Annotated in this window: 6 protein-coding genes; 2 read left to right on the top strand and 4 right to left on the bottom strand. The window is 39.3% G+C overall.

Features of this window, described 5'->3' with window-relative positions:
• The first annotated feature begins 43 nt into the window (after positions 1–43).
• Positions 44–1,528 carry an aminotransferase-like domain-containing protein gene (locus AAKU52_RS10835; protein WP_354333266.1) on the top strand — a complete coding sequence of 495 codons (1,485 nt, stop codon included), beginning with the start codon at positions 44–46 and terminating at the stop codon, positions 1,526–1,528.
• Positions 1,529–1,574: 46 nt separating this feature from the next.
• Here AAKU52_RS10835 and AAKU52_RS10830 read toward each other — a convergent pair whose 3' ends face one another.
• The 3 genes from AAKU52_RS10830 to AAKU52_RS10820 all read right to left on the bottom strand — a co-directional run bounded on the left by AAKU52_RS10830 (position 1,575) and on the right by AAKU52_RS10820 (position 8,725).
• The gene (locus AAKU52_RS10830) at positions 1,575–3,986 is read right to left on the bottom strand and encodes a serine hydrolase (RefSeq protein ID WP_354333264.1); all 2,412 of its coding nucleotides are present in this window, start codon (positions 3,984–3,986) and stop codon (positions 1,575–1,577) included.
• Positions 3,987–4,123: 137 nt separating this feature from the next.
• A complete protein-coding gene (locus AAKU52_RS10825; RefSeq protein WP_354333262.1) occupies positions 4,124–5,557 on the bottom strand; it encodes a SusD/RagB family nutrient-binding outer membrane lipoprotein in 1,434 nt (477 codons plus the stop codon).
• 12 nt (positions 5,558–5,569) lie between these two features.
• On the bottom strand, positions 5,570–8,725 hold the full coding sequence (locus tag AAKU52_RS10820; RefSeq protein ID WP_354333260.1) for a SusC/RagA family TonB-linked outer membrane protein: 3,156 nt from the start codon (positions 8,723–8,725) through the stop codon (positions 5,570–5,572).
• Positions 8,726–8,978: 253 nt separating this feature from the next.
• Between AAKU52_RS10820 and AAKU52_RS10815 the strand changes: the two genes are divergently transcribed.
• Positions 8,979–11,120, top strand: coding sequence for a S9 family peptidase (locus AAKU52_RS10815; protein ID WP_354333258.1), 2,142 nt, complete (start codon positions 8,979–8,981; stop codon positions 11,118–11,120).
• Between the two features lie 52 nt (positions 11,121–11,172).
• On the opposite strand, the gene AAKU52_RS10810 is transcribed toward AAKU52_RS10815, so the two are convergent.
• Positions 11,173–12,921: a GH92 family glycosyl hydrolase gene (locus AAKU52_RS10810; RefSeq protein ID WP_354333382.1), complete on the bottom strand. Its 1,749-nt coding sequence runs from the start codon at positions 12,919–12,921 to the stop codon at positions 11,173–11,175.
• Between the last annotated feature and the right edge of the window lie 236 nt (positions 12,922–13,157).

Genomic DNA, 13,157 nt, shown 5'->3' with positions numbered 1-13,157 from the left:
CTTAGTATCTTGCCGGATCACTAAAGGAGCCAGTTTTCAATTTATGAGTAGTCCGGTTACATTATCATTTAAGGGTTTAATCAAAATAGACCGTAAGGCCGACAAGCCCATTTACCTGCAACTGGCTTACCAGCTGATTGATGCGATACAGCGTGGGGTACTATTGGCAGGAGTACAATTGCCTGGAAGCAGACAGCTTTCGGAAACATTAGTCTTACACCGAAAGACCATTATTGCTGCTTATGATGAGCTGGATGCACAAGGCTGGATAGAGGTTAAGCCAAATAAAGGAACTTTTATTTGCACTAAATTTCCGTTAGGCGGTGCAGCACCTACAGCATTCGACACCGCTTTTTTGGCTACATATCCTTCCCATACAGGATATAAGTTTAAGAAAAGCATTTTACTAGACCAAAGTACAGCAAAAACTAACGCTGAACTTGAATTTACAGATGGACTACCTGATGTACGTTTAGCACCATTAGGAGATTTATCGCGGGTTTATGGTGCCAATTTAAAGCGCAGAAGTAACCAAAAACATCTTGGTTTTGCCACAAATGAAGGTAGCGATTATTTTAAAGCCCTGCTTGCTACCTATTTAAACAACACGAGGGGTTTGCATATCACTAAAAAAAATGTGATGATTACCCGCGGTTTAGACATGGGCATTTACCTGGCTGCTGACCTGCTGCTAACGGCAGGAGACGTGGTGTTGGTGGCCGATCTGAGCTATTATGTTGCCAATATGATTTTTCAGAAAGTTGGTGCAAAACTCTTATCTGTGCCTGTAGATGAATATGGCATTGACGTAGCTGCAGTAAAGGAGATAGTTATTCGTCACAAAATAAGAGTTCTATACCTTACCCCTCATCACCATTACCCCACTACAGTAACCTTAAGTGTAGAAAGAAGGATAGCTCTTTTACAACTTTCTGTGACCTATGGCTTCATCATTTTAGAAGATGATTATGATTATGATTTCCACTATAACAGTAGTCCGGTTTTACCACTTGCCAGTGCCGACGCGCAGGGCATGGTGGTTTACATTGGTTCTTTTTGTAAATCGTTGGCTCCCGGTTTCCGTTCTGGCTACCTGATTGCCCCGGAAAACCTGATTGCCGAACTAGGGAAATTAAAAGGCCTTGTAGACCCGCAGGGAGATGTTTTAATGGAACAGGCCCTTGCCGAACTTTTGGAAGAAGGGGAAATACAAAGGCATTTAAAAAAGACACTAAAAGTTTATCAGGAACGCAGGAATGTTTTTTGCGCGTTATTAAAAACTCATTTGGAGGGGCTTGTTTCCTTCTCTGCTCCTTCGGGAGGCTTGGCCATTTGGACCAAATGGCACCCAAAGCTTAACCTGATGCGCATGAGTAAGGATTGTGCACGTAAAGGACTTTATCTGCCGCAAACTTTATTGTACCAGACGAGAGAATTAACAGCGATGAGGTTGGGTTTTGGAAATCAGACTGTTGAAGAAATGGGAAGGTCAGTCTCGGTTTTAGCCAAAGTGGCAAAGAATGCGTAAACCAGCTTTACTTATTGTAGAGCGGGTTTACGCATGGAAAGATAATTTATTGAGGAGCTACATAGTTATAAATATACTCAGAAATGACAGATAAGGTTTTCTTTGCAGCTGCTTCCTCCACACCACGGGAGAGCAAAACGACCACATACTTCCTGCCATCGGGCAGATATACAATACCAGAATCATTATAAATTCCTTTTATAGATCCCGTTTTATTGGCTACGCTAACATCTTTAGGCAATCTGGCAGGTATAACACTTCTAAAGGTTTGCTGCATCAAAATGGCAATCATTGCATCACTCGCTTTTTTACTCACCATTTTCCCATCACCGATCCGTTCAAAGAGCAACATTAAATCATAAGCCGTTACCGTATTGTTCAGGCCTTTTTCAAAAGCCTTCCCGTCTTCCACGCCACGAAGCACCTGTATATCATTCGCACCGATACTCCGCATCGTTTTATTTACATTTTTGGCTCCAACAATATCAATCAGGATATTTGTAGCAAGGTTACTGCTTTTGGTAATCATGCGTAGCAGCAAATCTTCAAAAGTGACCTTAGCACCTATCCTTTTGTAAAGATCCTGCTCACTGTCATCTTCAGCTTTTAAACTATATTTTGATCCACCGGCAATACTTTTAAAAACGTTATATACCGTAATAGATTCGGTAATAGAAAATTTACCTTTCTCTGCTTGCTTAAAAACCTCTGCCATCACCGGGGTCTTCATTGTACTTGCTGCATGAAAACTGATTTTCTCATTCATCAGAAAAGTTTCTCCAGTGCTTAGCTCCCGAAAAGCTATAGCAAAACCTGCATTCTTATGCTTATCGGTTTCAACTTTTATGCGCTTCTTTAAATCTGCAGTATCCAAAATTGTTTTTAGATCAGGTTTAATGACAAGATCTTCTAGGTCACGATCGGCACCAGAGAATGAACTAATAAACTTCGCTTCGCGGATGGTCCGATCCGGATTTAGCGAAAAAGATAAAAAAGGTCCTTCTCCCATATTTTCACTCTTATAATTGGCGATAAATAAGTCTCCATGAAAATGAATGAGGTTTGCATTGTACTGAGGCGATTTAACAAAGTTTAAACTCAATCCATCTTTTCCATTGGTGATTACTATATTGCCAATTAATTCATCTTTATAAATACCGGCATATTTCTCTAGCGGAAGACTAAGTTTTAAACTTTTGTCTGGCAAAACATTGCTTTGTGCTTTCTGAACAGAATCTCTTCGGACAAGAGATTTGTCCCACTCCTTTTTATAACCGCCCAACCAATCGAATGGTTGCACTTTTAGGTTATAATCTATGATATGGTTAATAATAGACCAGTAAGCTCCCGAAGAAAGTTGATTCGTTAATACCACAATACCAAGATCCATATCTGGAATCATGGCTATTTGGGAAACAAACCCGTTAAGTAAGCCACCATGTCCTACAACTTGATGCTGGCGATAATCGTAGGTACGAAAACCTAAAACGTATCCATAAAAATGTTTTTGAGCAGGCTTGAGCCACTCAGGTTCCTCACCCACGGGCATAGGTCTGATAATTTTCCAGAGCTCATTAGTAGTATTGGCTTTAAAAAGACGGTGATGATCAGGAGTCTGACCAGAATCCAGTTGTGTAATTAGCCACTTGGACATATCAAGAGCGGAGGAGGCAATACCGCCCGCAGGATTACTGGCGTCACCAATATTTTGATCAAAAAATGTATCTATTACACGCAGTTCACCACTTCTTAGCACATGAGCATAAGCAACATTAGCTTGTTGCCTGAGGGTAGAAAAGCGACTTATACTCCTATTCATACCTACCTTATTGAAGATTTTTAATTTAACAAAATCTTCCCATTTTGTTCCAGATACCACTTCTATAACTTCAGCAGCGGCAAGGTATAATATATTGTCATAAGCATAAACCGTACGAAAATCATGGGAAAGTTTAACATCCTTTAGTTTACTTAACAACTCTTTGCGGGAAAATGTTGAAGGAGGAAATAACAATATATCATTCGCATAACCAGGCAAACCACTATGATGAACAAACAGATCGCGTAAGGTAAGGTGAGCTGTTACATACTCATCCGACATTTTAAACCACGGCAGGTATTTAATTACTTTATCATCCCAATTCAACTTTCCCTGATCAACCAGCATACCCATAGCTGTTGCAGTAAAGGCTTTACTATTTGAAGCAATGCTAAACAAGGTATTTTCATCTACCGGCGAGGGATCCCCTAGTTTTTTAACACCGTAACCTTTGGCAAGAATAACCTTCCCATCCTTGACAATCCCAACACTAATACCCGGGACTTGGAATGATTGCAACACTTTATCGATATAATCATCAAGCCCCGGAGGGATTGCCTGTTGTTGTTGTGCAAAAGCTGTAGAAATAAAAAAACAAAGCACCAGCGAATAAAGGCTTGCTCTATATTTATTTGACATAAATTTTATTTATAAGAATTCTTTACTATTTTAATAAATACTAACACCTGAATAAAAAAAAGCGCTGATCCCTGCTGATTACAAAGCAGTAAAGATCAGCGCTATCCAATATCCTTGAGGTATTAAACAAGGTTGGGTTATGGTTTATCCCACCAAAGTGGTGTGTCAAGTGAAACTTCAGCAGGTACGTTAACACCATTTTTAGATCTTTCGGCTGAAGGATAAGCCACTCTACGGATAAATCCAGTGATTACTGCACCTTCAGGCATTTTGAAATCCTTATATTGATAATCGTTTCTGCGGACATCATTCCATGCATCTTCACTTAAGTAGGTAGCTGCATATTTCTCTTTGAATATTAAGCTTAAAGTTAAATTAGCTTCTCCTACACTTACTATCGGATTGGTAATATAAGCCTCACGATCAACAGCACTAACTTCCAATTTATCCATACTGGCACGTATTCCTGCCAAATAAGCTGTATATGCCCTAGCCCTACCTGAAACTCCTGATCTAAAAGCAGCTTCAGCCTCAATAAATTTAAGTTCAAAATAATTAAGGACAAATAAAGGAGACGTTCTGTTGGTTAAAGGAGAAATCAAACTCACATAATTCTCATCATGCACTGTATTTGCAGCAGGGCCTAAGTTTCCTGCGCCATTACGTGTACCCTTGTAAGTGCCGGTAACTGTTTTATCAGTAATCTTGGCAATTCTAGGGTCCAATAGCCCATATTTTACTCCATTCATGTGGTCAACAAAGTTCTCCGACAACCAACCACCCAATAAATTACTCGCATTACTTACGGCAAGCTGTGCCCATGGATTAATGCCGGAAAAGACAGCCATTCCTGCATCATCAGTACCTGAAATATATGATTTATCAACTGCGGCAAGCACACTCGCTGGATTGTAAGTAGATTTTTTTGAAATTTTATTCAAAAACCTGGCCTGAATACCATAGGCTGTTTTCAACCATGCTTGCCGATTACCCTTATGGATCAGGTCAGCTGTAGCATCAAGTTTAATTGTTGCGGTAGTTTTCTGAAGATTAACAATACTTTGATTAATTAAAGTGAGGGAGGTTTGATAGAGTGCTTCTTCTGAATCGTATTTTGGCGTTAGAATACCCTCAACACCAAATGCTTCGCTATAGGGTGCACTACCCCAGGTATCTGCTACCAGACCTAAAGTATATGCCATCAGCAATTCGCCAACACCCAAATGTTCAGTAGCCCCACTAGCTTCCGCTTTTTTGATCATGTCACTTAAATCAGCCATGGCATAATAAGCATTATCCCATTGTGAAGAATTATCAGTGATTTGGTAGGTATCTGTTGCACCACCCGCTGAAGGACTAGCCTGGTATTGCGCATAAAAGGCGTTGAAACTGGCAAAGCGCTGACTATTTAATCCTGCCTTATGTGTTGCTGTAGACAATAAGGCGTTAATTGGAGGTTGTTGCACCAAATTTGGATTTTCATTTAAATCGAAATAATCTTTACATCCCTGAGTCATTCCGGTAAAACCAGCAAGCAGGATGATAATTGCTATTTTATTATATTTTTTCATAATCTTAATATCTTAAAAACCAACATTTAATGAGAAAAGGAAGCTTCTTACAGCAGGATACGTCATACCGGCAAAGCCTTCAATGTTGGATCCGCTGTTTGTAGTTGAACTTTCAGGATCAAAACCATCATATTTGGTCCAAAGGATCAAATTATTTCCAGTTACTGATAAGTTTACATTTTTAACGAAGCTTTTTTGAATCCATTCCTTCGGAATAGTATATCCCAAGGTCATAGAGCGCAACCTCACCCAGGAAGCATCCTGAACATAAGGCTCAGACACACCTCTGTCATATAAGCGGTAATAGCCATCATTATAGTTTATTCCAGTTGTCAGATCAATACCCTGTCCTAACCATACTTCTTTAGTATTTACTTTGCCATCGGCAAGTACACCCTGAAAAACTTTATGGTCATTTCTATCTTCAGTACGCTTGGCCATACCAAAAGCAGAATAATAATTAGCTAACTGATTGTAACGTTCCTGGCCAATTCTTGCATCAAACAATACATTTAAGGAAACATTTTTATAACGGAAATTATTACTCCATCCACCAATCCATCTAGGCTGTACATTACCTAATTTTTTTTGATCAGAGGAAGCGCCTACAATTGGAAATCCATTTGCTGCAATTAAAAGTGGTCGGGAAGGATCACTTGCTTCAGCCGATTTATCTAATTTTGCAGCAATCTCATCGGGAGTGAAATACCTTTTAAATTCTGTTCCATATAAAGTTCCATAAGCCTCACCTGGTATCAATTTCATGGTCACTCTTGCATTGAGGTAACCATGCTCATTCGCACCGACAATTTCAGTTAGTCCTGGTCTTAAAGAAACAATTTTATTGCGATTTGCAGAGTAGTTTAAGGTAGTTTCCCAGCTAAAGTCTTTACTTTTCACGGGAGTACCTGTAAGCGTGATTTCTACGCCCTTATTTCTCATACTACCCGCATTTACTGCTGCAGTTACATATCCTGTGGAAGAAGAGATAGGCACGCTAATGATTTGGTCTCTACTTAAGGAGTGGTAATAATTGGCATCAAAACCAACCCTTCCTTTAAAAAAGCGCATACTAAATCCACCCTCATAAGTATCAGTAAACTCAGGTTTAAGATCTGGAGAGCCTAATAATGAAGGTCTGGTAAAACCAGTATTACCAGTAGGTAAACCAGTATAGCTAGCAAAACCGCGACTGGTAGAATAAGGATTGGCATCTTTACCTAATTGCGCGTAAGAAAATTTAAATTTAGCATTGCTGATGACCTCAGGAAGTTTAATATGATCTGAGAAGATATAACTTAAACTGGCAGAAGGATAAAAGAAAGAGTTTTTCGGACTCAACAATGAAGAAGTAATATCATTCCTTCCTGTTAAAGTAAGGTAGAGATAATCTTTATAATTCAGAGAGAACTCTCCAAATATGCCCATTAACCTGTAGGACTCTTCTTTAGTAACACCTGTTAAAAATTTGGCATTGCCTAAGCTGTACCAGTTATAAACCGTTAAATCTGAACCTTCCATAGAATTACTATAAACGGTCCTGTTGTATAAGTCGTGACCTACACGAAAGGTTCCGCTCAAGTTCTCGGATAAAGAATGTGTTAAACTTGCGATAAACGTACTGTTTATACTTCGGAAATTATTACTGTAATTATTTATTAAACCTCTACCCGGAAAAGCGTCGGTACCGTTTTCCTCTACAAGACGTTCGCCCACTAACTCCTGAAATCCGGGAGCGGTATTCAATCTGCTGTCACGGTAAGTATCAATTCCTGCACGATAAGAAAGGTTTAACCATTTAAAAGGTTGGTAAGAAGCATTGGCACTCCCAATAAGTCGTAATACATCGTCTTTAAAACGATTGGTTTCTGCTAAATAACGGGGGTTTGTTGTAGCACCATAAGAACGCATGGTACCATTATCTTCCAGATAATCATTTACATCATGGCGTGGAGACCAGTAAATCAACTGCTCAATATATCTACCGGCATTGTAACGGTAACCACCAGAATTAGAAACATTTAAAGATGCTCCAGCATTAAATTTTTCACTTGGTTTAAACGTTGTATTTAGTCTTCCTTGAAGATTTTTAAAATCTGTGGAAGGTAATATTCCATTGTGTTGAAGTTGAGACACGGAGGTTAGGAAAGTCATTTTCTCTGATCCACCAGAAACAGTTACACCATTTCGGTACTGACTACCGGTTACAAAAGCATCTTCCATATGGTTATACAATTTTGCCGGATGAGTTGGATCTAGCTTTATCGCTTCTGCTACAGTAGGGCCAAATGAAGGCCAAAAACTATCTTTATCATATACACCTCTCCATCCCTGCGTATATTTATTCTGCATTTCTGGCATGGTATTCACATTTTCAAATCCAAATGTTCCCTGGTAACCTATTTTAATAGCTCCAGCTCTACCAGATTTAGTAGTGATAACCACTACACCATTTGCACCTCTTAGTCCGTAAAGCGCTGTAGCTGCACCACCACGAAGAATATTCATAGACTCAATATCATCTGGATTTAGATCCACCGCGCGGTTACTCATTCCATAAGCCGCTGAACCTTGACTTGAAGTGCTGTTATCCATAAAAATACCATCTATTACAAATAGTGGCTGATTATCACGACCTGGATCGATGGAGTTAACACCACGTATCTGTATCCTGGCACCCTGACCTGGCGCACCACCGGTACTGCTGATGGTAACACCTGCAACTTTTCCCTGCAAAGCATTCACTACATTACTTTGGCGGTTTTCAGTAAGTTCTTTTCCACTTACTGATTGTGCGGTATAGCCCAGAGAACGTTGTTCACGCTTGATTCCCATTGCGGTAACCACCACTTCTGTTAGTTGCTTGGAATCTGTGTTCAATGATACATTGATAACCGTCTGAGAACCGACGGTAACTTCTTTTGTTTCATAGCCTACATAGCTGAACGTTAATGTACCTCCATTATTTGGCACTTTAATGGAATACTGACCATTATTATTTGTAGCAACGACGGTAGTTGTGCCTTTTAATTTTACAACTACCCCTGGTAAGGTTGCAGCATTTTCTGAATCGGACACTTTACCGCTTATATCCTTTGTTTGGGCCATGACAGCAGAGGCCCAGAAAAAAAGAATGGGTAAAATACTTAATGTAAAATTTCTTTTCATAATGTGTAATTTAGGTTAATGATGGTTGGTTGGTTGAGTTTGGCAACTGATATTAAAGCTAAAATCAATGAATAAGGAGCCATTAGACAATAATTAGTTACTTTTATCAAACGCAAGATAAAATTTATCCTGTTTAAAAGCTTAATTTTTTTATTTTTGTTCATAATAATGTAAAATCTATTGTATTTTACGTCATAAGCAATAAGAATAAGTCTAAATAGGCTTTAAAATTAAAATCCTACACCTATAACCCATGAAAAGAACCACATTAAATATTTTTTCTACTGTATTTCTCTTTTTTTCTTGCCTTTTTCATGTAGGCGCACAATCATTTAAATTAGAAGATGCTAAAAGCTATCCTTTTCCAAACAACTTAACCACCTCTGCCACAGGATCTAAAATATCATGGGCATTTGACGAACAGGGAAAAAGAAACATTTATGTAGCTGAAGGTCCTGATTTTAAACCGAGAAAACTTACCAATTACAATACAGATGATGGCCAGGAAATCAGCAGCTTATCTATCTCTGCCGACGGAAAATGGGTGGTTTTCAAAAGGGGCGGTGATTATGGCTCTAATTGGAATGATGATGCTCCGGTAAATGTGAATTCAGACCCCCAGCCGCCTAAAGTACAAATCCATTCCATCTCTTTCGATGGCAAAAAGCATATCGAGATCGGCGAAGGTGAAAATCCATCGATATCACCTAAAAGTGATGTGATTTTATTTACTAAAAACGGACAGGCATGGACGGCTGGTGTAGATGGCACTTCTGCTGCCAAACAGCTTTTTACCGCTCGTGGTATTACCAGTGAATTAAAATGGGCACCAGATGGTGCTGCGATCGCATTTGTATCCAATAGGAAAGACCATTCCTTTGTGGGTATCTATGTGAATGACAAAACGCCCATTAAATGGATCTCACCTTCTTTTTACAAAGACAGGTCACCACGCTGGTCGCCAGACGGATCTGGTTTAGTATTTGTGCGCACAGCAGGAAGTGGCGGTGCACCCGATGAGATTCTTAATAAAAAACACCAGCCATGGGCTATCTGGAAAGCTGATGTTAAAACTGGCAACGCAGCACAGCTATGGAAAGCACCTCAAACCATTGCTGGATCACCAGCTAGAACACATGGTGGAACCAATCTTGATTGGGCAGCCAATAACCGTATTATCTTTTTATCTGCCCAGAATGGTTGGTCACAGCTTTATAGTATACCTGTATCAGGAGGCAATCCACTGTTACTCACTCCGGGGAAATTTATGGTTGAGCACATCACCTTAAGTCCAGATAAAAAATGGCTTTATTTTAGTGCTAATACGGGGTCCGACAAAAAAGATATTGACCGCCGCCACATTGCAAAGGTTCCAGTCGATAAAGCAGCATTAGAAGTATTTAGTAACGGTACTAACCTGGAATGGACCCCTATTGTGACTGGCGATTCCAAGCACATTGCCTTTATAACTACTATTGGCCAGCAGCCTCCCCTTCCTGCACTGGTCGAAATCGATAAAGTAGAGCATTTTGCTAAAAACCTCCAAATCCTAGCTAAGGAAAACGTACCAGCCGACTTTCCTACTTTTAAACTGATCGTACCAGAACAGGTAATGTTTAATGCACCAGACGGATTAAATATCCATGCCCAATTATTTAAAGGAAAAGGGAACAATTCCAATAAACCTGCTATTGTATATATTCATGGCGGACCTTCAAGGCAAATGCTTTTGGGATGGAACTATTCTGAGTACTATACGAATGCTTATGCCCTCAATCAATATTTAGCTAGCCTGGGCTTTACTGTTTTATCTGTTAACTATAGGATGGGTATTGGTTATGGGGATGATTTCCAAAATGCAGAAAACTGTGGTTCGGAGGGTGCAGCAGAATACCAGGACATTAAAGCGGCAGCGATATGGCTCACCAAACAAAAGAATATAGACCCGAAAAGAATTGGTGTTTATGGTGGGTCTTATGGAGGTTACCTAACCAATATGGCATTGGCCAGGGATTCAAAACTTTTCGCTGCCGGTGTAAGTATCCATAGCCTTGGCGACTTAACTGCTGGAAAAAACAATAGCATTACTTTGACCGACCGCTATGAGAAGGCACCAGACGCAGAGGAAGCTGCAAAAGTGGCATGGGAATCTTCCCCAGCAGCAGATATAGCAACATGGAAATCACCGGTATTGTTAATTCATGGTGATGATGATCGAAATGTACAATTCAGCCAAAGCACCGATCTTAACAAAAGACTGGAGGAAAATGGCACACCTGTAGAAACACTTGTCATTGTTGACGATACTCACCACTGGATGAAATACGAAAATGTAATGAAAGTCAACCATGCTACGGTCGACTTTTTTATCAGGAAACTAATCCAAAAAAAGTAAGATAAATAATACTCCAATTTAAATCATTTGGAATATCTACCTATTGATCATTTTAATCCATTTTTGTTAAAGAAAATGGTTTATCCTCATTTGCTATTCCTCTTGATTTGTTTGGTTTTGCATTCATCTCTAATTTTAAAACACCACCCTTTATAAGGTCACTATGCGTAATGAAATTTTGGTTATAATTTTGCCCATTTAAGCTAGCTGATGAGATGTATACGTTTTCATTGCTGTTGAGTGGCGCTTCAATGACGAACTTTTTACCATTTTCTAAATTAATGGTCATCTTTTTAAACATTGGACTTCCAAATACATATTCACCAGTACCAGGAGTTACACTATATAATCCTAGCGCACTTAAAACATACCATGATGAGGTTTGACCTTGGTCTTCATCTCCAGGGTAACCATTCTCTGTAGCGTCATATAATTTATTCATAATCTCACGCGAATGAAACTGGGCTTTCCATGGTTCATTGGCATAATTATAGAGATAAACCATGTGTTGTGTGGGCTGGTTACCATGTGCATATTGACCCATATTAGCCATGACCATTTCTGTCATTTCATGAATCATACCACCATAATTACCTACATTTACGGTATTAGGAGATGTAAAAACAGCATCCAGTTTTGATGTGAAATTCTTATTTCCACCCATCATGTTAATTAAGCCCTGTACATCTTGAAAAACTGACCATTGCCAATGCCAGGCATTCCCTTCGGTAAAGGGACCTCCCCATTCAAAGGGATCAAAATTTGGAGCCCATTTTCCTTCTGCATCACGGCCTCTCATGAAAGTTGTAGATGGATCATAAACATTTTTGTAATTATACATCTGGCGTTTAAAAATATCAGCATAAAATTCATTGCCAGTAACTTTTGCCAATTGATAACCGCAAAAATCATCATAAGCATACTCCAGGGTTTTTGCAGTAGCTTCCCTGTATTTTGGATAAGGTACAAAACCTAACTGAGCATATTCCTTCCAGCCATCGCGTCCATTTGCAGGTCCCCAGGGCCCTTTATTTGTAGATTCATGTAAATAGGCTTTTAATGCTGCCTTTGGATCGAAAGTCCTGATTCCTTTCACCCAAGCATCTGTAAAGAGCGAAATGGCGTGATTGCCGATCATACTACCAGCTTCGGAAGGGAAAGACCAGGAAGGTAACCAGCCACATTGAACTTGAGCATCCAAAATAGCCTGCATATATTGACCATGCATGGTTGGCTGCATAAGGGTGTTTAATGGAAACTGCGCTCTGAAAGTATCCCAAAAGCCTGTATCAGTAAACATATATCCTTCATGCACCTGCCCATCGTATGGGCTAAAATAGTAGGGCATTCCGTCCTTACCAATTTCATAAAACTTTCTGGAAAACAAACTTGCCCTAAAGAAACAAGAATAAAAAGTTTCTTTATCAGCTAAACTACCTCCTTCAACCTGAATTTTATTTAACGATTTATTCCAAACCGCTGCTGCCTTCTTTTTTGTCTGCTCTAAATTTTTATCTCCACCTAATTCATTCACAAGATTTAATTCGGCCTGTTCTGCACTGATATAAGAAGATGCAACTTTAACCTGTACGGTTTCACCTGCTTTAAATTCTAAATAAGCGCCATAGCCTTGTCCTTCTGCTGTAACTGAATCTGGTAAAACGGTATTATTCTTATTTTCCCAAGTACCATATTTTTTTATGTCCTTATCAAAGGTCATTACAAAAAAGCTCTTCCAACCTTTTTTAAATCCTTCTCCGTTGTTTACATACCCTGTTATTTTTCGTTGCTTCGGATAAATTTTAACCCCACTTAACCTGGTGTAGCCATCTAAAACCAGGGTAACGACTCAGGTTGTCTATGAATTAGCAATAGTTGAGAAGGCATTGAGTATTTGCTGCTGATTTTTCTTACATGTATCGGTAATGGAACGAATGATTGCATAGTTCTGTGCACCTTTAGTAGATTTAAACATACCCGACACTTTGAGTTTCACCTTTATATTTCGGATCGCTTGCTCGGATCTATTATTATCTG

This window comes from Pedobacter sp. CG_S7 (assembly GCF_040544395.1).
Lineage (GTDB): Bacteria > Bacteroidota > Bacteroidia > Sphingobacteriales > Sphingobacteriaceae > Pedobacter.
Note: the sequence above shows the minus strand (reverse complement) of the source record. Positions and strands in the feature narration are given on the sequence as shown.

What these genes read in the sequence shown, in the direction of transcription:
- AAKU52_RS10835 (WP_354333266.1), top strand. Translation starts at nt 44, where the DNA reads ATGAGTAGTCCGGTTACATTATCATTTAAGGGTTTAATCAAAATAGAC.
- AAKU52_RS10830 (WP_354333264.1), bottom strand. Translation starts at nt 3,986, where the DNA reads ATGTCAAATAAATATAGAGCAAGCCTTTATTCGCTGGTGCTTTGTTTT.
- AAKU52_RS10825 (WP_354333262.1), bottom strand. Translation starts at nt 5,557, where the DNA reads ATGAAAAAATATAATAAAATAGCAATTATCATCCTGCTTGCTGGTTTT.
- AAKU52_RS10820 (WP_354333260.1), bottom strand. Translation starts at nt 8,725, where the DNA reads ATGAAAAGAAATTTTACATTAAGTATTTTACCCATTCTTTTTTTCTGG.
- AAKU52_RS10815 (WP_354333258.1), top strand. Translation starts at nt 8,979, where the DNA reads ATGAAAAGAACCACATTAAATATTTTTTCTACTGTATTTCTCTTTTTT.